A 21223-nucleotide genomic window follows, 5' to 3' on the forward strand; every position below is an offset into this window, starting at 1 on the left:
GTTACCTCAGGCCCCCTTGGCCGCGGTGCGGACCAGGACGAGGCCGCCGTTCGGACCGGGAACCGCGCCCTTGATGAGCAGCAGACCCTTCTCCGCGTCAACGGCGTGGACGGTCAGGTTCTGGGTGGTGACCCGCTCGTTGCCCATGCGACCCGCCATGCGGAGGCCCTTGAACACGCGGCCCGGGGTGGCGCAGCCACCGATGGAACCGGGCGAGCGGTGCTTGCGCTGGGTGCCGTGTCCGGCGCCGAGGCCACGGAAGTTGTGGCGCTTCATGACACCGGCGAAGCCCTTGCCCTTGCTCTTGCCGGTCACGTCGACCTTCACGCCGGCCTCGAACACCTCGGCGGTGATCTCCTGGCCGAGCGTGTACTCGGAGGCGTCCGCGGTGCGGATCTCGACGAGGTGACGACGGGGGGTGACGTCGGCCTTGGCGAAGTGGCCCTTGAGGGGCTTGTTCACCTTGCGCGGGTCGATCTCGCCGAAGGCGATCTGGACGGACTCGTAGCCGTCGACGTCGTTCGTACGGACCTGGGTGACGACGTTGGGCCCGGCCTTGACGACGGTGACGGGAACAACACGGTTGTTCTCGTCCCACACCTGCGTCATACCGAGCTTCTCGCCCAGGATGCCCTTGATCTGCTTGGTCATCTCTCAGATCACCGGCCTCAGAGCTTGATCTCGATGTCGACACCGGCCGGGAGGTCGAGTCGCATCAGAGAGTCAACGGTCTTGGGGGTCGGGTCGAGGATGTCGATCAGGCGCTTGTGCGTGCGCATCTCGAAGTGCTCGCGCGAGTCCTTGTACTTGTGCGGCGACTTGATGACGCAGTACACGTTCTTCTCAGTGGGCAGCGGCACCGGGCCCGCGACCGACGCACCAGTGCGGGTCACCGTCTCGACGATCTTCTTCGCCGAGGAGTCGATGACCTCGTGGTCGTAGGCCTTGAGCCGGATGCGGATCTTCTGTCCCGCCATGGCTACTTCGTAGTCCTGTCTCTCTACAGCTCTGGAACCCGGTGTTCCTGTCCTCTTCTCCGACCCACGCGGTCGGGCGTGTCGCACTCTCGCTGACACAGATGTCCCTTGTTCGAACATCCCTGCGGGATTGCACACAGCCCTGCCGGAACCGTGAACCGGGGGCGAGAGGCCCACCGGGTGCCTGGCCGGTGCCGCGCCCACGCTTCCCGGAAGATTCCCGTACGTCCGCCCCACATGGGGACGACGAGTACTGTGGGACTCGCTTCCGGTCCTCCCGGCGGGAGGCGCGCAGCATCAACACTCGACCGAGCAACTCGGACAGTCTGCCATATGGGGCAGCACCGACGCCAATCGAGCCGGGAAGAATACCCCGGGCGTGACGCAGGTCAAACCCCGGTCCGCGGCACCGGCGCCGCTCAGTCCGGCTCCCACGCCCGCCGTCGCGGCAGCGCCCAGAACAACACGCCCAGGACCAGGGCCACCGCGGCGGGCACCAGCAGGAGCACCGCCGGGCGCACCGCCTCGCGGAGCAGCCAGGCGCCCACCAGGCCTCCGGCGAACATCGCGCCGACCGACACGAGGCGACGGCCCTCGGCGCGCGGGCCGGAGCCGATGCGGCGGTCGGCTGCCGGGACGAGCCCGCCGAGGAACGCCGTGAGCGCCCGCGTGGAGACCGTGGTGGGCACGTCCGGGACCTGTACCCGCATGGTGGTGACGTTGCGTACGCCCATGGCCGCGGCCACCAGGGCGATCACGACCAGGTGGCGGCCGGTGCCACGGCCGGCGTCCGGGTCGTCGGCGCCGATGTGCCACGCGAGAAGGCCACCGCAGGCGAGGAGCAGCGCCTCGGTGATCAGGCCGGGCACGAGCCAGCGGCGGTCATGGACGTCCACATAGGCCTCGAACAGGGAGCCGGCCACCGCACCTGCCATGAAGCCGGCGACGGAGACCCCCGCCGCGGCCGGGGAGAGTGCGGCGGCGCCCATGAGCGCGAAGGCGAGGAAGAGGAGGTTGCCGGTCTGCACGGCGGTGAAGGCCGGGCCCAGCACGAGGAAGCTGACGGCCTCGATCATGCCGGTCACCACAGTGAGCAGCACCATGGCCGAGGTCAGCCCGACGCCCGCCCTGGGCTTCATGCGGGGGTCCGCTTCATACGGGGACCGTACGTCGTGACCGGCGCGTCGGGCCTGCGCTGCCGCGAGCCGCTACGCCGATCAGGTGCGGCCCCCGCGAGGGGCCCTCGGAGCCGCCCCGCCGAAACCCGTCGGGCGGACGGATTTCTTCCGCGACCGACCTGACGTGATCATGGTCGGCATGTCGATCACTTCCCGGCGCGGCCTGCTCGCCGCCCTCGCGGCCTCGGCCGCGTCCGTCCCGTTCAGCGGCCTGGCCGCCGCCCCGGCGCGAGCCGCCGGGCCGCCGCACGCCGTCGAGCCGCTCGCCGGATCCGCCGGCCTGGGCTCGGTCCGCTCCTCGGTGACCCTGCCGCCACTGGACGCCTCCTACTTCACGCAGGCCACCCTGAGCACACCGCTCACCGCGACCGTGCTGCCGGGGTACCCGGCCCGTACCGAGGTCACCTCGGGCGGCCACCGCGTCGCCCTGCTCACCCACGGAGCCCGGACCGTCGTACTGCCGGGCCCGGTGCGGACGTTCACGGAGAACAAGAAGCCCTTCGCCGACGACTTCCGGCGCACGCTGACGGACACCTGGGGCAGCTCCCCCGGCGGCGGAAGCTGGTCCACCCTCGGACCCGCCGACACGGACTACTCGGTCGCACCCGGCACCGGCGTCATCGCCCTCACCACCGACTACGCCAGCCGCCACGCCACCGTCCGGGACGGCGAGATCACGGACGTGGACGTCCGCTCCGTGGCCCGGTTCGACAAGGTGCCCACCGGCCAGGCCTGCTCCTACGCGCTGTCCTTCGGCTACCAGGACACCCACAACAACTACCGGGCACGGCTCTCCTTCCTCACCACCGGCGCGGTCGAACTGCGCGTCGAGAAGGAGGTCGCCGACACGGTCACCCAGCTGACCTCCGCCGTCACCCTCGCCACCGGCGTCGCCGCGGGCACCGACTGGACGATCCGGGTCCGCCGCGAGGGCAGCCGCATCCGCGTCAAGGCCTGGCGCACGGCCGCAGCGGAACCCTCCGGATGGGCCGCCGACGTCACCGACGCCACCTTCGGCAAGGGGCGGGTCGGCCTGCGCGCGCTCGCCAACGACGGCTGCACCAATCTGCCCCTCAGGCTGCTCGCCAGCCGGTTCGAGGTGAGCGCCGCGACCTGGGCGGCACCGCCGACGGTCACCCACGGCGACTGGGTGCGGGTGCTGCCGGAGCCCTTCGACGGCACCTGGACGCCGGAGCTCGAAAGGACCGTGCGCGGCTGGGCAGGCTCCACCGCGCCGGACGTCCTGGCCCACGCGGCGATGTTCCTGACCGGCGCCCCCGCGGTCGTCGCGGGCTCCGGACCGGCCGAGGGCAGGCAGGTCCTCGGCGAGTCCGGCTACGGCTACCTCGACCCGCAGGGCAACCGCTACGAGGGCGCCGACTTCCACGAGTACATGAACATCGGCTGGACCTTCCCCGACGGCACCCACACCGGCCCGTCCAGCAAGCAGGCCGGCAACCTGGACTGCTCCGGCTACACGCGGATGGTGTACGGCTACCACCTGGGCGTACCGCTGGCCGGGGGCCAGGACACGTCGGGCATGCGGATACCGCGCAAGTCGCGCGACATGGCCGAGCACGCGCCCGGCGTACGCGTCGCCCGCACCGACGGCACGAACCCGCCCGCGGCGCCCCTGCTCCAGCCCGGCGACCTGGTCCTGTTCAACGCCGACTCCGGCGACGACACCGCGACGGTCACGGTCGATCACGTCGGCATCTACCTGGGCCAGGACTCCGCGGGCGGGCGCCGCTTCCTCTCCAGCCGCAAGACGGTCGACGGCCCCACCATGTCGGACCTCGGTGGCGCGTCGCTGCTGGACGGCACGGGCACGTACGCGACCAAGCTGCACACGGTCCACCGCATCTGAGCCCGCCGGATCCCGGGCACGGGGACCCGCTCGCCCGCGTCGCCTCAGACGACTCCCTGCGCCACCATCGCCTCCGCCACCCGCTCGAAGCCGGCGATGTTCGCGCCCGTGACGTAGTCGCCGGGGCTGCCGTAGCGGGCGGCGGTCTCGCGGCAGGTGGTGTGGATGCCGGTCATGACGCGGGCGAGCTCCTCCTCGACGCGCCCCGCCGGCCAGGACGTACGGGACGCGTTCTGGGCCATCTCCAGGGCGCTGACCGCCACGCCGCCGGCGTTCGCCGCCTTGGCCGGGCCGAACGCGACCCCGGCCTGCTGGAAAAGCTGGACGGCCCCCGGCGTCGCCGGCATGTTCGCGCCCTCCGAGACCGCCCTCACGCCGTTGCGGATCAGGGTCGCGGCGTCGTTCTCGTCGAGTTCGTTCTGGGTCGCGGACGGCAGGGCGACATCGGCCGGGACCTCCCAGACCCGGCCGTCCGGCACGAACCGCGCGGAGGCACCCCGCCGTTGCGCGTACGTGCCGACGCGGCCGCGCTCCACCTCCTTGACCTGCCGCAGCAACTCCAGGTCGACGCCCTTCTCGTCGACCACGTAGCCGGAGGAGTCCGAGCACGTGAGGGGGTTCGCGCCGAGGGCCGTCAGCTTCTCGATGGTGTGGATCGCGACGTTCCCGGAGCCCGACACGACCGCCGTCCGGCCCTCCAGGTCCTCGCCGCGTTCCCGCAGCATCGCCGCCGTGAACAGGACGTTGCCGTAGCCCGTCGCCTCCGGGCGGATCAGCGAGCCGCCCCAGCCCGGACCCTTGCCGGTGAGCACTCCGGCCTCCCAGCGGTTGGTGATCCGGCGGTACTGGCCGAAGAGGTAGCCGATCTCCCGGCCCCCGACGCCGATGTCACCCGCCGGTACGTCCGTCTGCTCGCCGATGTGGCGGTGCAGTTCCGTCATGAAGGACTGGCAGAAGCGCATGACCTCCGCGTCGCTGCGCCCCCTCGGGTCGAAGTCGCTGCCGCCTTTGCCGCCGCCGATGCCGAGACCGGTCAGCGCGTTCTTGAAGACCTGCTCGAAGCCGAGGAACTTGACGATGCCGAGGTTCACCGAGGGGTGGAAGCGCAGGCCGCCCTTGTACGGACCCAGGGCGCTGTTGAACTCGACGCGGAAGCCCCGGTTGACGTGCACCCGGCCCCGGTCGTCCTGCCACGGCACCCGGAAGATGATCTGCCGCTCCGGCTCGCACAGCCGCTCGACGAGTCCCGGCTCCGCGTACTCCGGCCGGGCCGCGAGCACCGGTGCCAGCGTGTCCAGCACTTCGGCGACGGCCTGGAGGAACTCCGGCTGCGCGGGGTTGCGGTCCTCGATCTCCGTGCGGAGGCGGTGCAGCACGTCCGCCGTCCTGGTCTCGTCGCGTCGCTTCGCCACGGGCTCCCTCTCCTGTCCGGCACGATCACTGATTCCGGAACGATCGCTGATCGAGCGCGCCCGCCGGCACGGCACGCGGGTCGATCCGGCACGATCGCTGGTACGGCCTACCCGCCGCGTGCGTTCAGGAAAGACGGCCGGAGCCGGCCGCGGCCACCCGATCCGGCATCAGGGGACCACCCAACTGGTCTGTACCAACCCCTTGCCCCCACCCCCTCCCCGCCGCAAGCTCGGCTCATGGAGCTGGAGCTGCGGCATCTGAAGACGGTTCGTGCCATTGCCGACGCCGGAAGCCTCACCAGGGCGGCGACGGCGCTCGGGCTCGCACAACCCGCGCTGAGCGCACAGCTCAAGCGCATCGAGCGGGCCCTGGGAGGTGCGTTGTTCGAGCGAGGCCGGCACGGGGTGCGGGCAACGCCGCTCGGGGAGCTGGTGCTCGAACGCACCCGTGTCGTGCTGCCGGCGGTGACCGAACTCCAGCAGGAGGCGGCGCGGTTCGCCCGCTCCGCGCGCGAGTCGGCCGCTTTCCGGCTGGGCGGCACCCACGGGCCGCTGCTCGGCGCCCTGGTGGACCGGCTGGCCGACGTCATGCCCGAGGCCCGCGTGACGACCTGCGCCTCGTGGTCCGAGCGGCAGCTGGCCGATCTGCTCGCCGAGGGGCGGCTCGACTTCGCGCTCGCCGGGACCTGCGGGTCGGCGGCGCCGCCCGGCGCCGAGGGGCTGGTCTGGTGCGAGGTCGCCGTCGATCCGGTGTTCGTCATGGTGCCCGAGGCGCACGCCCTCGCCGCCGCGCACGAGGTCGGGCTGAGCGAACTCTCCGACGAGCAGTGGGCGTGCGTGCCCGGCGACGGGTGTTTCGGGGACTGCTTCACCGCCTCCTGCGCACGAGCGGGGTTCACACCACGCCGGATGTACGAGACGGACACCTCGTCGGTGGTGCATCTGGTGCAGGTGGGGCGGGCGGTGGGGTTGTGCCGGGCCACGTTCCCGAGCACGCCGGGGATCGTCACCCGTCCCCTGCGCGGTACGCCGCTGGCCTGGCGGCATCTGCTGGGCTGGCATGCGGTGACGCAGGACGCGGACGCCGCCGCCACCGTGCTCGCGCAGGCGCGCATGGCGCACGCGAGCGTGGCGGCACGCAGCGACAGCTACACCGAGTGGCTGGCCGCGCGTCGCGTGCCCTGAGGCTGTTCCATAACGCCGGGGAGAGGGTCAACCGACGTCTTATGGGCGCCCGTTGTCCCTCCCTACGGTTTCGGCACCTCCCCACCGAGCGAGACCGAGACCGAGGAGATCCCCCATGCTCCAGCGACACACCCGGGCCAGGGCCGCGGGTGCCGCCGTGGCGGCGACGGCCGCCCTGCTCGTGGCCGGGCTCAGCGGCTCCGCGAGCGCGGGCGCCGCCGCCGTACCGCCCGCCCCCTCAGCCCCTCCGGCCGCCCCGGCCCCCTCGGCCGCCGAGACACTGCGCACCGACGCCGCACCCCCTGCCCTGCTCCGCGCCATGGCGCGCGACCTCGGCCTGGACAGGCGGCAGGCGGAGCGGCGTCTGGCCAACGAGGCGGAGGCCGGGGCCGCCGCGGGCCGCCTGCGGGCAGCACTCGGCGGCGACTTCGCGGGCGCCTGGGTGCGCGGCGCGGACTCCGGCACGCTCACCGTGGCGACCACGGACGCCGCCGACGTACGCCTGATCGAGGCGCTGGGCGCGAAGGCCGCGGTCGTCCGCCATTCCCTCACCGACCTGGACGCCGCGAAGGCCCGGCTGGACCGGGCGGCCGAGCGGCAGGGCACGGCCGACGCGCCCGTGTGGTACGTCGACGTCCGCGCCAACAACGTCGTCGTCCAGGCCGTACGCCCCGCCGCCGGCCGGGCCTTCCTGCGCGCGGCAGGCGTGGACGGCTCCCTCGCCCGGGTCGAGAGGATCGCCGAGAAGCCCCGGGCACTGTACGACCTGCGCGGCGGCGAGGCGTACTCCATCAACAACAGCGGGCGCTGCTCGATCGGCTTCTCCGTCACCAGGGGCAGCCAGCAGGGCTTCGCCACCGCCGGCCACTGCGGCCGGACCGGCGCGAGCACCACCGGCCACAACCGGGTGGCGCAGGGCACCTTCCAGGGCTCGATCTTCCCCGGCCGGGACATGGCATGGGTCGCCACCGACTCGCAGTGGACGGCGACGCCCTACGTGAGGGGCGCGGGCGGCCAGAACGTCCAGGTCACCGGATCGACGCAGGCGCCCGTCGGCGCGTCCGTGTGCCGCTCCGGCTCCACCACCGGATGGCACTGCGGCACGATCCAGCAGCACAACACCAGCGTCACCTACCCGGAGGGCACCATCACCGGCGTCACCCGCACCTCGGTCTGCGCCGAACCCGGCGACTCCGGCGGCTCGTACCTCTCCGGCAGCCAGGCCCAGGGCGTCACATCGGGCGGCTCGGGCAACTGCGCCAGCGGCGGTACGACGTTCTTCCAGCCGATCAACCCGCTGCTCCAGAACTACGGCCTCACCCTCACCACCACGACGGACCCGGGAGACCCCGGCGACCCCGGCGACCCGGGCGGCACCTGGACGGCCGGCACGGTCTACCAGCCGGGCGACACGGTGACGCACAGCGGAGCGACCTACCGCTGCCTCCAGGGCCACCAGGCCCAGCCGGGCTGGGAGCCGCCCAACGTACCGGCGCTCTGGCAGCGGGTGTGACCCGCTGACCGGCTGGCGGGTCCGGGCGCCGACCCCGGACCCGCCCGTACAGCGCCGGCTAGCTCCGGGTGACCACCGCGCACCCCTCTCCGCCGGCCGTCTCCCCCAGGGGGGTGAGACCCGGGCGGACGATGGTGCGGGAGACGCGGTCGGCCGCCGTCACCGGGCAGGAGGTCCGCCACCAGCGAGGGCCGCAGCGCGACGACGGCGAGCCCCACGGCGAGCACTACCCCGGCCGCCGCGCCCAGCGTGCGTCTTCGGCGGGCCCGCCCGTCGGCCTCGTGCCGGGCGGGACCCGTACGCCATCCCGGAGGGGTCGCCGGCTGGTCCTGCTCGCGCCTGGGAGAGATCGGACGCGGCACGGCACGCGTCAGTACGCCCCGTCAGGCCCCCGGCACCGCCCGGCCTACCTCGCCTCCGCCTCCGGCACCCCCACGACCGCGCAGTGGCTCACGCCGCCCGCTGAAAACTCCGCAACCGCACGAACGACGACTCCAGCCCCTTCTTCAGCGCACGCGCCGCCGGCCGTTCCACGAAGCGGTGCACGAGCCAGCTCAGCACCAGGAATCCGGCGACCAGGGCGGCGACCAGCAGACGGGGGTCCATCGTGCCGCGGAGGTGGTGGATGACGACGATGCCGGCGAGGTAGTGCGTGAGGTAGAGCGGATACGTCAGACAGCCCGCCGTCACCAGCCACTTCCAGCGGATGCGGTCGGTCCAGCCGAGCGCGATGCCCACCATCAGCAGCATGAAGAGGGTGAAGATGACGACCGCGCCGCGCCAGCTGCTGACCTGCTCGTACTCGACCCGCTCCCCCAGCTCCAGCTGCCCCATCAGCCAGGACATCGCGAGAATGCCCCACAGCAGCAGGTCCTGGCCGAAGCGGTGCATCAGGTAGAGGGCGAGACCCGCGATGAAGTACCAGGCGGCGCTGGGGTCCGCCACCAGTGTCAGCAGCGGGAACTTGGAGATCGGGGCCAGCATCGCCGCCGCGCCCCAGACGCAGCAGAAGACGACGACCCGGCGGTACGTCAGGCCCATGGCGACGACGACGAGGAACAGCAGGTAGAAGCGGAGCTCCGACCAGAGCGTCCAGTACACGGGGTCGACGTTCGGGACCTTGGAGCCGGACTGCAGCATCGTCAGGTTGAACAGGACCTCCCGCAGCCGCAGCCGCTCCTGCACGCCCGGCAGCAGCACCAGCACGGCCGTCGTGAAAAAGACGGCGAACCAGTAGGCGGGGTAGAGACGGATCACCCGCGAGACGAAGAAGTCCTTCGGTGTGCGGCCCCAGCACGACATGCAGATCACGAAGCCGCTGATCACGAAGAAGATCTCGACGCCGATCCAGCCGAAGGAGGCGACGCGGAACACGGTCGGCATGAGCTCCGAGACCGGGCGGTCCCAGATGATGTTGCCCGCCTCGTCGGCCCTGCGGGTGCCGGCGAAGTGGTGCAGGACCACCATCAGGGCGGCGACGAGCCGGATGCCGTCGACGACGTACAGCCGGGGACGGGGCCGGGGGGCGCGCGCCGAGGTGTCCACCTTCGGTGCGCCCACCGGCGGTGTGGGGCGGTCGGCCACCGCCACCGGCATGGGTATCGACAATCCGCTGCGCGCACCCTGCATAGGGAAGTCCTAGCCATCCTCGGGAGAGACTCGGGGCCCGACGGCCACTGAACGACGGTTCACGCTACGTCGGCACTTTCCGCCCCACGGGGACAGAAAAGAACAATCCCCCCGTGCACACAGGGAAGTTGAGGTAACTCTCGCCAATTCGCCGCACAGTGTTCGACCAGGTTTCACTCAGGCTCAGGACACCCTTCCGAATCGTTCGAGCGCGGCCGGGCACGGCAAAGGGGCCCGTACGACCGAAGTCGTACGGGCCCCTTCAGGCCTTGTCAGGTCAGGCGGCCTTCAAGCAAGCGGTACTTACTTGACGATCTTGGTGACCTGGCCGGCGCCCACGGTCCGGCCACCCTCACGGATGGCGAACTTCAGGCCCTCCTCCATGGCGACGGGCTGGATCAGCTCGACGCGCATCTCGGTGTTGTCGCCCGGCATGACCATCTCGGTGCCCTCGGGGAGGTGCACGACACCGGTCACGTCAGTCGTACGGAAGTAGAACTGCGGGCGGTAGTTGTTGAAGAAGGGGGTGTGACGGCCACCCTCGTCCTTCGACAGGATGTAGGCCTGGGCCTCGAACTCGGTGTGCGGGGTGACAGAGCCCGGCTTGATGATGCACTGGCCGCGCTCGACGTCCTCGCGCTTGATGCCGCGGAGCAGCAGACCGACGTTCTCACCGGCCTGGCCCTCGTCGAGCAGCTTGCGGAACATCTCGATACCGGTGACCGTGGTGGTGGTCTTCTCGGTCTTGATGCCGATGATGTCGACGGTCTCGTTGACCTTGAGGACACCACGCTCGATACGGCCGGTGACGACCGTACCGCGACCGGTGATCGTGAAGACGTCCTCGATCGGCATCAGGAACGGCTTGTCGACGTCACGCTCGGGCTGCGGGACGGACTCGTCGACAGCCTTCATCAGGTTGAGGACGGAGTCGACCCACTCCTGCTCGCCCTCGAGGGCCTTGAGCGCGGAGACCTTGACGACCGGCAGGTCGTCGCCCGGGAACTCGTACTCGGAGAGCAGCTCACGGACCTCGAGCTCGACGAGCTCCAGGATCTCCTCGTCGTCCACCATGTCGGCCTTGTTGAGGGCGACCACGATGTACGGCACGCCGACCTGGCGGGCCAGGAGCACGTGCTCCTTGGTCTGCGGCATCGGGCCGTCGGTGGCGGCGACCACCAGGATCGCGCCGTCCATCTGCGCGGCACCGGTGATCATGTTCTTGATGTAGTCCGCGTGACCCGGGCAGTCGACGTGGGCGTAGTGACGCGCCTCGGTCTGGTACTCGACGTGCGCGATGGAGATGGTGATACCGCGCTGACGCTCTTCCGGCGCCTTGTCGATGTTGTCGAACGGGGTGGCCTCGTTCAGGTCCGGGTACGCGTCGTGCAGCACCTTGGTAATGGCGGCCGTGAGGGTCGTCTTACCGTGGTCGATGTGACCGATGGTGCCGATGTTGACGTGCGGCTTAGTCCGCTCGAACTTCGCCTTCGCCACTGGGGTCCTCCTGTGGAGTGGTTCTGTACGCCTTACTTCATCGGCGCCAGGTGATCTTTGCTGTTAAGTCCCGGGCCCCGGGGCATTCATCCAGGATTGCGGGTGAATGCCCCGAGAGGCTCCGGAGTCAAGCCTACGGCGTATGAACGCGGTGCGTTACTCGCCCTTGGCCTTCGCGATGATCTCCTCGGCGACGTTCCGCGGAACCTCGGCGTAGGAGTCGAACTGCATCGAGTAGCTTGCGCGACCCGACGTCTTGCTGCGGAGGTCCCCGACGTAGCCGAACATCTCCGAAAGGGGCACGAGGCCCTTGACGACGCGGGCACCGGCCCGCTCCTCCATGGCCTGGATCTGGCCACGGCGGGAGTTGATGTCACCGATGACCTCGCCCATGTAGTCCTCGGGCGTGGTGACCTCGACGGCCATCATCGGCTCGAGGAGCACGGGGCTGGCCTTGCGCGCGGCCTCCTTGAAGGCCTGCGAACCGGCGATCTTGAACGCGAGTTCGGAGGAGTCGACCTCGTGGTAGGCACCGTCGAGAAGCGTGACGCGGACGCCCGTCATCTCGTAGCCGGCGAGGATGCCGAACTGCATGGCCTCCTGCGCACCGGCGTCGACCGAAGGGATGTACTCCTTCGGGATGCGACCACCGGTCACCTTGTTCACGAACTCGTACGAGGCGTCGCCGCCCTCGATGGGCTCGATCGCGATCTGCACCTTGGCGAACTGACCGGTACCACCGGTCTGCTTCTTGTGGGTGTAGTCCACGCGCTCGACGGCCTTGCGGATCGTCTCGCGGTAGGCGACCTGCGGCTTGCCGACGTTGGCCTCGACCTTGAACTCACGGCGCATACGGTCGACGAGCACCTCGAGGTGCAGCTCGCCCATACCGCCGATGATGGTCTGGCCGGTCTCCTCGTCCGAGTGAACCTGGAAGGAGGGGTCCTCCTCCGCGAGACGCTGGATGGCGACACCCAGCTTCTCCTGGTCACCCTTGGACTTGGGCTCGATGGCGACCTGGATGACCGGCGCCGGGAAGTCCATGGACTCCAGGATGACCGGGTTCTTGTCGTCGCTCAGCGTCTCACCGGTGGTGGTCTGCTTGAGGCCCATGACGGCGACGATGTCGCCGGCGCCCACCGAGTCGATCTCCTCACGCTTGTTCGCGTGCATGCGGTAGATCTTGCCGATGCGCTCCTTCTTGCCCTTGACCGAGTTCAGCACAGCGGTGCCGGACTCCAGGCGACCGGAGTAGATCCGGACGAAGGTGAGCTTGCCGAGGTGCGGGTCGCTCATGATCTTGAACGCGAGCGCGGACAGCGGCTCGTCGTCCGAGGGCTTGCGCTTGACGACGACCTCGGGGTCCTTGACGTCCTGGCCCTCAATGGCCTCGACGTCGAGCGGGGTCGGCAGGTAGCGCACGACCGCGTCGAGCAGGGGCTGGACGCCCTTGTTCTTGAACGCGGTGCCACAGAACACCGGGGTGACCGTGGTGCCGTCGGACTTGCCGGACGCGATGGTGATACGACGGATCGCGGCGTACAGCTGCTCCTCGGTGGGCTCCTCACCCTCCAGGTACAGCTCCATGACCTCTTCGTCGTTCTCCGCGACGGCCTCGACCAGCTTGCCGCGCCACTCCTCGGCGGCCTCGGTGTGCGTGGCCGGGATGTCGACGACGTCGTACATCTCGCCCTTCGCCGCCTCGGCGGACCACACGAGCGCCTTCATGCGGACCAGGTCCACGACGCCCTTGAAGTCGGCCTCGGCACCGATCGGAAGCTGCATGACGAGCGGCTGGGCGCCCAGGCGGTCCGAGATCATGTCCACGCAGCGGTGGAACTCGGCGCCGGTACGGTCCAGCTTGTTGACGAAGCAGATCCGCGGCACGCCGTAACGGTCGGCCTGACGCCACACCGTCTCGGACTGCGGCTCGACACCGGCGACACCGTCGAACACCGTCACGGCACCGTCGAGGACACGCAGCGAACGCTCCACCTCGACGGTGAAGTCGACGTGCCCCGGGGTGTCGATGATGTTGATCGTGTAGTCGTTGTCCTCGAGCGGCCAGTGGCAGGTGGTGGCAGCAGAGGTGATCGTGATGCCACGCTCCTGCTCCTGCTCCATCCAGTCCATGGTGGCAGCGCCGTCGTGGACCTCACCGATCTTGTAGCTGACGCCGGTGTAGAAGAGGATCCGCTCGGTGGTGGTCGTCTTGCCCGCGTCGATATGGGCCATGATCCCGATGTTGCGGACCTTGGCCAGGTCAAGTGAAGTGGTAGCCATAAGGCTTCAGTCTTCTCTCGGTCTCGATGGGGTCTGCGACTACCAGCGGTAGTGCGCGAAGGCCTTGTTGGACTCGGCCATCTTGTGGGTGTCCTCGCGCTTCTTCACGGCCGCACCGAGGCCGTTCGAGGCATCGAGAAGCTCGTTGAGCAGACGCTCGGTCATGGTCTTCTCGCGACGGGCGCGGGAGTAACCGACCAGCCAGCGCAGCGCCAGGGTGTTGGCACGGCCGGGCTTGACCTCGACCGGGACCTGGTAGGTGGCGCCACCGACACGGCGGGACTTGACCTCGAGGGTCGGCTTGATGTTCTCAAGAGCGCGCTTGAGCGTGATGACCGGGTCGTTACCGGTCTTGTCGCGCAGGCCCTCCATGGCGCCGTACACGATGCGCTCGGCGGTGGAGCGCTTGCCGTTCAGCAGCACCTTGTTGATCAGGGAGGTCACCAGAGGGGAGCCGTAAACCGGGTCGATGATGACCGGGCGCTTCGGGGCGGGGCCCTTACGAGGCATTCTTACTTCTCCTTCTTGGCGCCGTAGCGGCTGCGGGCCTGCTTGCGGTTCTTGACACCCTGGGTGTCGAGCGAGCCACGGATGATCTTGTAGCGAACACCCGGCAGGTCCTTCACACGGCCGCCGCGCACGAGCACGATGGAGTGCTCCTGCAGGTTGTGTCCCTCACCCGGAATGTAAGCGGTGACCTCGATCCCGCTGGTCAGGCGCACACGCGCGACCTTACGCAGGGCCGAGTTCGGCTTCTTCGGGGTGGTCGTGAACACACGCGTGCAGACGCCCCGGCGCTGAGGGGAACCCTCGAGTGCGGGCGTCTTGTTCTTCTCGACCTTGTCCTGCCGGCCCTTACGGACCAGCTGCTGGATCGTAGGCACTACTTCTCCGGTTTCTGTGTGCCGATGGGTACAGCTAACCTGGAACGTCGCCGACCCACGCGGTCGGGTGTGTCGAATCCGGCGGACTCCCACCGCCGAGGCAGAAAGAAGCGCGGATCACGGTGGCCGCTCTCGGACTCCCCGTGCGGTTGAAGGCACGCACCAGAGCCAGGGCACACCCCAGGCACAAGGTCTGAGCGTACCTACCGCATACGCTGCGGTCAAAACAAATGCCCGGCACCCGCCGGGCGGCAATGACCACGCCAAATCTCCTGTTCGGCCGAGCCCGGCCGAACCCGTCCCCGGCGGGCTTGTACACCTGTGCGAGGCTGTGGGGGATCTTATGGCAGATGTTTCGCGATCACCCGGACTGTGACGCCCCGCCCGGGGCCCGGTGATCGGGCCGGAGGGGGACCACAGTCATGAGCACGGCTGCCAGTTCCGAGGCGGCGGATTCCGCCGTGACCGGCGACGAGGACGCCGAGCGGCCCAGGACGTCCCGGATGCCCCGGATGCCCCGGCGGATCGCGGTCCCGGACGGACTCCGCCCCTACGGCGCCCCGCTGCTCCTCTACGGCGCCACCAAGCTCGTCGGCACCGTCGTCTTCGCGATCCTGCTGATGGCCTCCGGCGAGTACCGCGGGAAGAACCCCCGCTTCGGCGGCGGCGCGCACTGGTGGGACGTACTCGCCACCTGGGACGGCTGGTGGTACCTCCAGGTCGCCGAGAAGGGGTACGACCCCGGACCGCTGCGACGGCTCGATCCCGGCGGGATGTTCACGGTCGAGCAGAACTCCGTCGCCTTCTTCCCCCTCTACCCCGGCCTGATCCGGGGCACCTCCGAGGTCACCGGGCTCGGTCTGTACGGATCCGGGATCCTGGTCTCGGTCATCGCCTCCTTCGTCGCGGCCGCCGGCATCTACGCGGTGATCTCGCTGCTCGCGGGTGCCCGCGCGGGCACGATCGCCGCCGGGCTGTGGGCCGTGGCGCCCGGCTCGGGCGTCGAGTGGGCGGTGTACTCGGAGTCCGTCTTCGTGGCGATCGCCGCCTGGTGCTGCTACAGCGTGATGAAGGGCCGCTGGGTGGCCGCCGGGCTGCTCGCCTTCGTGGCCGGCCTCAACCGGCCCACGTCCGCCGCGCTGATCGGCGCCGTCGGTCTCGCGGCACTGGTGACGCTGGCCCGCCGGGAGGGCCGCCGGAGGCACGGGGTGGCGGGGCCGGTGTACGCCATGATCGCCGCGCCGCTCGGACTGCTCACCTACATCGTCTGGGTCGGCCTCAGCATGGGCGAGCTGACGGCGTACTTCACGCTCCAGCGCGAGGGGTGGCTGCACTTCTTCGACTACGGCGCGTACACCCTCGACGTGCTGGGCAACACGCTGATCGGGAAGCACGACTACGTCTTCGCCTTCTCCGTGCCCGACCTCCTGGCCGTCCAGCTGGTGCTGGCGCTGCCGTTCCTGATCGTGCTGATGCTGCGCAAGCGGCCGCCGCTGGTGCTGGTCGCGTACACGCTCGCCAGCATCATCAGCGTCCTCGGCACCCAGCAGATCTTCGGCAACACCCCGCGCTATCTGCTCCCCTGCTTCCCCCTCCTGCTCGCCCCGGCCGCCGCGATGAGCAGGCTCGGGTGGCCGGCGCTGACGGTGTTCTTCGCCACCGCGGCCCCGGCGTCGGGGTGGTACGCGCACTACGTGCTGTTCGAGCTCGGGATTCCGTAGCCGCCCTCCGGCGACGCCCGTCGCGTCGTACGCCGGGCCCGGCCCTCCTCTGTCGCGCCGCGTGCCGCGCGTTCCGCCGCGAAGACGTCCTCCAGGCGGAACAGCTGAGCACGCCCGGCCTTGCCCGCCGGGCTGAGGTGCCCGAGCTGGACCCACTTGCGGATGGTCGCGGGGGCGACGCCCACCTCCTGGGCGGCGAGCGGGCCGGGGATCAGGGTGGGCCGTTGCGGCGCGCTCAACGGGCCGCCCCCTCGTGCGCGCCCGACCACTCCTGCTCGTCCCAGGTGTGCCGGTAGGCGGGGTCGTCGCGGCAGCCGCAGTCGGGGTCGGCGCAGCGGCAGGCCGGGTTGACGCACAGCACGGCACGGCGGTCGGGGAAGGCGCGCAGCGAGACGGAGTCGCACCAGGGGCAGCGGCCGGCGATCCGCACGACCGTCTCGGTGTCGCCCAGCGCGCGGGCGCAGCGGCGTGCCATACGGCGGGTCTCGTCACGGACGTGCGCGGCGAGGACGGCGTCGCCGGCGACGTCGTCGAGCAGGGCGGCGATGCGCCGCAGCCGTTCGAGCACCGGGGCGCGCCGTGCCCGCGGCAGGCCGAGCCGGTCGCGTACCGCCTCCTCCAGTTCGAGCACGCCGTCCGTGATGTCGCGGATGGCGTCGGAGACGTACAGGCGCAGGGGGGCGGCGCTGTGGCCGGGGGCGGTGAGGCCGTGGCGTTGCTCCAGCAGCAGCGCCTCCTCGCGCTCGGCCCGCAGTCGGGCGGCGAGGCCGGCGGGTGGTGGCGCCGGGGCGGGTGCCGCCGAGGCCCGGCCGGGAGCGAGCTCCTCGGACAGTTCGGGGAACTGCTGGGCCAGCATGCCGATCCACAGGGCCGCTTGTGCGGTCGGCCGGTCGGGCAAGGGAGCCTCCAAGGTCGTTTCACGAACGGGGCTCACACTCTGACAGATTGCGTGCGCGCCCGCAATCAAGTTCGATCAACGAACCGCCTCCACCCGCTCCCTCACCAAACCCCCTCATTGCTTGCACGAAAGCACGTAATTCCGCGTGCGCAAGCACGCTAAACTCTCCGGCACCCCGGAGAGAGCGAGAGCAGACATGACCACCCCCGAACTGGATGCGTTCGCAGCATGGGTCGAGGACCTGATGCGCAGCCGCGGTTACGACATCGACAGCCCGCGTGGTGGCGGCAAGTCGCGCATCGCGGACGAGGCGGGCGTGCACCGCGCCGCCGTGACCCGGCTGCTGCAACGGCAGAGCATGCCCGACCTGGAGACCACCCGCCGCCTCGCCCGCGTGCTCGGCGTGCCCGTCCGCGACATGCTCATCCGCTCCGGCCGGCTCACCGCGGAGGAGCTGGCGGACCCGCACGCCCACCTGGACTCCGAGCCGCTCACCCCCGGATCCGCACGCCGCCCCACCCTGGAGGAGGTCGCCGAACTGCTGGGGGTGCCCGCGGACCGGCGGGAGATGTTCGTGCGGGTCGTGGAGCAGTTCCTGCCGGCCGAGGGGGACGACCGGACGCCGGACGCGGCCGGTCGGTCGGGCACCGGACGCGGTGGCGAGCCGGGGGCCGGACGCGGTGGTGAGCGGCGGCGCCGGACCCCGTCCGCGGAGAACGCCGCCGTCGAGGAGCCGACGCTCATCTCCGGCTGACCGGACGACTCTCCGACCGACACCAGGGCGCCGACGCGATCGCGGGGCGCCTCTTCTGCATGGGTGCCCGGCGTTGCCACGTCCCCTGAGGGCATCTCCCCCATGGGAAACTTCGCCTTCCCACAGGAAACTTCAGCCCTCCCCACCTCATTAGTTGCGTGCGCGCACGATATCTGTCACAGTTGGTGCAGCGGCGGAGCTGTGCCCGCAGGGCGGGTGGCGGTTCCGCCGACGTATGCACCCGACGTCCGCATCCCGGCGCCCCGCGCGCCCCGCCGCCCCGAGGTGAACCGGCATGACCACACCCGTACCTCCCCCGAACGCCTTTCTCGAAGTCGAGAGGCTCGTCGTCGACATCCTGGAGGCCGACCCCGCCCTGTCCACCGCGCTCGTCGCGGTCGAACCCCCCGCCGGCTTCGACGGCACGGCAGCCGCCGTACTCGTCAACCGGCGCGGCGGCGCCTGGGTCGGTGATCTGCACGTCGACGAGCCGCTGATCGAGCTGGAGGTGTACGGCCCCGACAAGGCGGGCGCGCACACGCTGGCCAACGCCGGCCGGCGCGCGCTGCTCGCCGCGGCCGGCCGGACGTACGGCACGAACCTCATCACCGACGTCGTCGAGCAGGACGGACCGCGCTGGCTCCCCGACTACCTGTACGCGGGGGCCAACCGTTACGTCTGCGTCCTCAAGGTCGCGGTCACCGTCCACTGACCGCGGCCACGTCACACCGCACCGACCCACAGACCGAAGGCCCCGTCACCCGGCGGGGCCTTCGTCGTGCCGGGGCGAACAGCGCCCACGCGCACGGCACTTCACCACCCTCACCACAAGGAGCACGCATCATGGCAGGCACCAACACCTCCGAGATCCGCATCGCCGGCGTCGGCCGGCTCTACGTCGCCAACGCCGACACGGACGTGCCGACCGCGTTCACCGAGGCCAACCCGGCCACCGACTGGACCGGCTGGACGGACCTGGGGTACACCTCCGGCGAGGGCGTCACCTTCAGCAAGAAGGACAAGCTGGAGCCGGTCGACGTCTGGCAGGCCGTGAGCCCGGTGCACTTCGTCTACTCCGACCGGGACCTGACCCTGAAGTTCTCGCTGCTCCAGTTCAACGAGGAGACCCTGCCGTTCTTCATGGGCGGCGGCTCGGTGAGCCAGGTCGGCCAGTCCGGCGACGTCTACAAGTACGACATCGCGGACCGTCCATACGCCAACGTCCGTGCCCTGGGTCTGGAGTTCACCGACGTCCAGGCCGGGGGCTCCGCCGTGACGTACCGCTTCGGCATCCCGCGCGGCCAGGTCACCGCGGCCGACGACATCAAGCTGGCCCGCAAGGCGCCGGCCCAGCTCGGCATCACCTTCACGGCCATGGCCACGCCGGACGGCTCCCCGCTGGCGACCTTCGTCATGAAGGACAGCTCCTACGCGGCGAGCTGACCCTCAGGGGCGGGGCGGCAGTCCGCCGCCCCGCCCCGTACCGCTCCATCGCTTTCCCCAATGTTTCCCGTCACAGAGGAGTACGCCCACATGACCCGTTTCGACGTCAACGCCGCCCGCGCCCAGCGCCTCGAAGCCCTCGGCCGCGCCTGGTCCTTCGACCTGGACGACGAGGCCTTCACCCTGCCCACCGAGCTGACCCGCGCCACCGCCCGCGCCCTGCGTGAGCTCGACGACAACGACGTGGACGGGCTGCTCCGGCTGCTCATGGGCGAGCAGCAGTTCGCCCGCTTCGAACAGCACGAGGTGACCATGCAGGACATCGCCGCCATCCTGGAGGCCTACGGCAAGGAGACCGGGCTCGGCCTGGGGGAAGGCTGAGCCTCGTCGGGTTCGTCGACGAACACGCCGAGGCACTCGAAGCGGACCTGCTCCGCTACTACGGCACCGACCTGCTCGACTGGCACCGCGAACGCCTGAGCTCACGGCGGCTCGCGGCGCTCATCAAGCACCTGCCGCGTGACAGCGCGCTCAACCGCGAGCTGCACGGTGAGGCCGCGGAGTGGTCGGTCACCGACCACCTCCTCGCCGCGGCCGTGGACCATCTCGCCGCCGCCAACTGGATGTTCGCCTGCGTCAACTCGGCGGAGGAGGGCGAGCAGCCGGAGCCTCCGACGCCGGTGCCCCGGCCGGGGGAAGCGCACGCCGACGCGGAGACCGAGCCGGGGCGCGCCACCGCCGCGGGTCGCGATCCCGGGGCGGACCGTGATACCGGCGAAGCTCGGGAAGGAAGCTCGGCACCGCCCTCACCGGCCCAGCTCGCCCACTTCTTCGGGTGAGCCGGGGCCTGCCGGGCTCCGCCGGGCTCGGCTCGACGCGAGCCCGGTTGCCGCTCCGGCTTCTCGTCCTTGCCCTGTGAAGTCGCCACGGGCCCTGCCTTCGAGTTCGTCGGCGAGAGCACGGGCCTTCTCGGACGGCCGGGGCCGGTCCGGCCCCCGAGGCGCCGACGGCTCCGGCCCTTCGGTCCGCACGCGCTCCCGCGTTCCACTGTTCGATTCGCCGGGCCTGGAGAGGGGAGGCACGCTGGGCCGCCCGTTGCGCCGTACCACCCTGCGCCGGCCGGGCGTGACCGTGGCCGGCTGCCGGCGGTCCGGACATCGCGGGCGAAGACGAGGATGTCATCCGTGAGGTCCTTGCCGGAGCCCTCGGCTCGGCCCTCCACCGGTTCCGCACCTTCGACCCGTTCCACACCCTCGACACGACCGGCCACTTTCGGCCAAGGTACGTTCGCGCTCTCCCCGCTCCTCCACGTTGATGCCGTGCGTCAGCAGGCGTCCGCGTCATCCCCGTTGGCCTTGCTCTCGCCCCCTGCCCTTCCGCGCCCCCCAGCGCGAGGACGGCTGCCGTAGCCGTCCACCGTCCTCGGCAGGCCCTTGGTCACTTTCGGGCGCCCGCCTGTTCACTTTTGCGTCACGACGGCAGAACGAAGCCGGATCTTGGTCGAGCGACCTCGGGACACCTTCACCCGCCCTCCACAAGCGCCCACTTGTCGCCGCAGGTCCGGAGCCGGCACACGACCGAAACCTCTCGACAAACGCCATCGGTGTCCAGAGGATTGCTCGTACACTTCGTACACTAGTTCGAACACAGGAACCGAACACCCCCGTAGGCGCCACCTGTACCACCAGCCCGATGGACCCGAAAGCAGGCCGACATGGCGACTCGCACGAGTGACTCCCGACAGCAGCCGACCGACTCCTACGCCCGCCTCGCCCACCTCCTGCACTCCCCCGCCCCCAACCGCGAGGCCCTGCTGGACCGGCTGTACGAAGAGCTCCTCACCCGCGAGTCCCACGCCTACGCGGCCGGCTGGACAGACGCCTTGACGGAGGCCCGCAAGGTCTCCCGCCCGCGCCACTCCTGAGACCGGGAGGCCCGCGAGCGCGTGGGGGATCGGAGCCCCGCCTCCGGCCCCCGCCCCG

At 70.6% G+C, this 21223-nt stretch carries 19 protein-coding genes and 2 pseudogenes; 10 read left to right on the top strand and 11 right to left on the bottom strand.

Going from position 1 to position 21223, the window contains the following annotated elements; translation table 11 throughout:
• Window positions 1-6: 6 nt before the first annotated feature.
• From rplC to ACIHCM_RS16080, 3 genes are all read right to left on the bottom strand, one after another.
• Window positions 7-651: a 50S ribosomal protein L3 gene (gene rplC / locus ACIHCM_RS16070; protein ID WP_142193690.1), complete on the bottom strand. Its 645-nt coding sequence runs from the start codon at window positions 649-651 to the stop codon at window positions 7-9.
• Between the two features lie 17 nt (window positions 652-668).
• Window positions 669-977: a 30S ribosomal protein S10 gene (rpsJ, locus tag ACIHCM_RS16075; protein WP_003948644.1), complete on the bottom strand. Its 309-nt coding sequence runs from the start codon at window positions 975-977 to the stop codon at window positions 669-671.
• Between the two features lie 419 nt (window positions 978-1396).
• A complete protein-coding gene (locus tag ACIHCM_RS16080; protein ID WP_399895297.1) occupies window positions 1397-2116 on the bottom strand; it encodes a YoaK family protein in 720 nt (239 codons plus the stop codon).
• A gap of 178 nt (window positions 2117-2294) precedes the next feature.
• Between ACIHCM_RS16080 and ACIHCM_RS16085 the strand changes: the two genes are divergently transcribed.
• The gene (locus ACIHCM_RS16085; protein WP_399895300.1) at window positions 2295-4022 is read left to right on the top strand and encodes an NlpC/P60 family protein; all 1728 of its coding nucleotides are present in this window, start codon (window positions 2295-2297) and stop codon (window positions 4020-4022) included.
• Window positions 4023-4066: 44 nt separating this feature from the next.
• Here the strand turns inward: ACIHCM_RS16085 and gdhA are convergent, their stop codons facing one another.
• A complete protein-coding gene (gene gdhA, locus ACIHCM_RS16090; protein ID WP_399895302.1) occupies window positions 4067-5434 on the bottom strand; it encodes an NADP-specific glutamate dehydrogenase in 1368 nt (455 codons plus the stop codon).
• Window positions 5435-5671: 237 nt separating this feature from the next.
• On the opposite strand from gdhA, the gene ACIHCM_RS16095 reads away from it, so the two are divergent.
• Both ACIHCM_RS16095 and ACIHCM_RS16100 read left to right on the top strand, forming a co-directional pair.
• The gene (locus tag ACIHCM_RS16095) at window positions 5672-6619 is read left to right on the top strand and encodes a LysR substrate-binding domain-containing protein (protein WP_399895305.1); all 948 of its coding nucleotides are present in this window, start codon (window positions 5672-5674) and stop codon (window positions 6617-6619) included.
• Window positions 6620-6734: 115 nt separating this feature from the next.
• Window positions 6735-8132, top strand: coding sequence for an alpha-lytic protease prodomain-containing protein (locus ACIHCM_RS16100; protein WP_399895308.1), 1398 nt, complete (start codon window positions 6735-6737; stop codon window positions 8130-8132).
• A gap of 450 nt (window positions 8133-8582) precedes the next feature.
• On the opposite strand, the gene ACIHCM_RS16105 is transcribed toward ACIHCM_RS16100, so the two are convergent.
• The 5 genes from ACIHCM_RS16105 to rpsL form a co-directional block, all read right to left on the bottom strand.
• Window positions 8583-9761 carry an acyltransferase family protein gene (locus tag ACIHCM_RS16105; protein WP_399895311.1) on the bottom strand — a complete coding sequence of 393 codons (1179 nt, stop codon included), beginning with the start codon at window positions 9759-9761 and terminating at the stop codon, window positions 8583-8585.
• Between the two features lie 303 nt (window positions 9762-10064).
• Window positions 10065-11258 (bottom strand): elongation factor Tu, encoded by a 1194-nt coding sequence (gene tuf / locus ACIHCM_RS16110; RefSeq protein WP_385387554.1) that lies wholly within the window; start codon window positions 11256-11258, stop codon window positions 10065-10067.
• 156 nt (window positions 11259-11414) lie between these two features.
• The gene (gene fusA, locus ACIHCM_RS16115; protein WP_399895314.1) at window positions 11415-13541 is read right to left on the bottom strand and encodes an elongation factor G; all 2127 of its coding nucleotides are present in this window, start codon (window positions 13539-13541) and stop codon (window positions 11415-11417) included.
• A gap of 39 nt (window positions 13542-13580) precedes the next feature.
• Entirely contained in the window at window positions 13581-14051 is a 471-nt protein-coding gene (rpsG, locus tag ACIHCM_RS16120; RefSeq protein WP_009330725.1) for a 30S ribosomal protein S7, read from the bottom strand.
• A gap of 2 nt (window positions 14052-14053) precedes the next feature.
• Complete coding sequence (gene rpsL / locus ACIHCM_RS16125; RefSeq protein WP_003948652.1) at window positions 14054-14425, bottom strand: 30S ribosomal protein S12; 372 nt, start codon at window positions 14423-14425, stop codon at window positions 14054-14056.
• Window positions 14426-14847: 422 nt separating this feature from the next.
• On the opposite strand from rpsL, the gene ACIHCM_RS16130 reads away from it, so the two are divergent.
• On the top strand, window positions 14848-16146 hold the full coding sequence (locus ACIHCM_RS16130; RefSeq protein WP_399895317.1) for a hypothetical protein: 1299 nt from the start codon (window positions 14848-14850) through the stop codon (window positions 16144-16146).
• 59 nt (window positions 16147-16205) lie between these two features.
• On the opposite strand, the pseudogene ACIHCM_RS16135 reads toward ACIHCM_RS16130, so the two are convergent.
• Both ACIHCM_RS16135 and ACIHCM_RS16140 read right to left on the bottom strand, forming a co-directional pair.
• Window positions 16206-16385, bottom strand: a pseudogene (locus ACIHCM_RS16135) (hypothetical protein); the annotation flags it as partial.
• Window positions 16382-17002: a hypothetical protein gene (locus ACIHCM_RS16140; protein ID WP_399895577.1), complete on the bottom strand. Its 621-nt coding sequence runs from the start codon at window positions 17000-17002 to the stop codon at window positions 16382-16384. The gene ACIHCM_RS16140 and the pseudogene ACIHCM_RS16135, both read right to left, overlap by 4 nt.
• 238 nt (window positions 17003-17240) lie before the next feature.
• Here ACIHCM_RS16140 and ACIHCM_RS16145 point away from each other — a divergent pair.
• The 6 genes and pseudogenes from ACIHCM_RS16145 to ACIHCM_RS16170 all read left to right on the top strand — a co-directional run.
• Window positions 17241-17651, top strand: a pseudogene (locus ACIHCM_RS16145) (helix-turn-helix domain-containing protein); the annotation flags it as partial.
• Between the two features lie 442 nt (window positions 17652-18093).
• Window positions 18094-18510, top strand: coding sequence for a hypothetical protein (locus ACIHCM_RS16150; RefSeq protein ID WP_399895320.1), 417 nt, complete (start codon window positions 18094-18096; stop codon window positions 18508-18510).
• Window positions 18511-18641: 131 nt separating this feature from the next.
• On the top strand, window positions 18642-19241 hold the full coding sequence (locus ACIHCM_RS16155; RefSeq protein ID WP_399895323.1) for a phage tail protein: 600 nt from the start codon (window positions 18642-18644) through the stop codon (window positions 19239-19241).
• A gap of 90 nt (window positions 19242-19331) precedes the next feature.
• Complete coding sequence (locus ACIHCM_RS16160; protein WP_399895326.1) at window positions 19332-19622, top strand: hypothetical protein; 291 nt, start codon at window positions 19332-19334, stop codon at window positions 19620-19622.
• Window positions 19623-19837: 215 nt separating this feature from the next.
• On the top strand, window positions 19838-20080 hold the full coding sequence (locus tag ACIHCM_RS16165) for a hypothetical protein (RefSeq protein ID WP_399895329.1): 243 nt from the start codon (window positions 19838-19840) through the stop codon (window positions 20078-20080).
• 875 nt (window positions 20081-20955) lie between these two features.
• Window positions 20956-21165: a hypothetical protein gene (locus tag ACIHCM_RS16170; RefSeq protein WP_399895332.1), complete on the top strand. Its 210-nt coding sequence runs from the start codon at window positions 20956-20958 to the stop codon at window positions 21163-21165.
• Window positions 21166-21223 lie beyond the last annotated feature (58 nt).

This window comes from Streptomyces sp. NPDC052023, from assembly GCF_044548465.1.
Taxonomy (GTDB): Bacteria; Actinomycetota; Actinomycetes; order Streptomycetales; family Streptomycetaceae; genus Streptomyces.